Annotated in this window: 1 protein-coding gene; it reads left to right on the top strand. The window is 40.4% G+C overall.

Annotation, left to right across the window (positions count from 1 at the left end):
* On the top strand, nucleotides 1-230 hold a 230-nt coding region (locus CF394_RS00015; RefSeq protein ID WP_207761648.1), incomplete at both ends, for a hypothetical protein.

Genomic DNA, 230 nt, shown 5'->3' with positions numbered 1-230 from the left:
TGTCGATAAAATTCTAAAGAATGCGCCAAGTGTTCCTCCACTTTCGAGTGCTGAAGCTGATAAAACGGATGAAAAAGAAGAGAAAGAGATTAGACAGCCTGTCATTGACAAGATAGAAGTTGTAGAATCTGAAGAACCTCTAGTAGAACCGATTTATCCAGCTGAAGAATCTGTAGTGGAGTCCGTTCAACCTAAGGTGGAACCAGTTGAACTTGAACCTGAAGAAAAAG

The sequence above is a fragment of the Tetzosporium hominis genome (assembly GCF_002265435.1).
Taxonomy (GTDB): Bacteria; Bacillota; Bacilli; order Bacillales_A; family Planococcaceae; genus Chryseomicrobium; species Chryseomicrobium hominis.
Note: the sequence above shows the minus strand (reverse complement) of the source record. Positions and strands in the feature narration are given on the sequence as shown.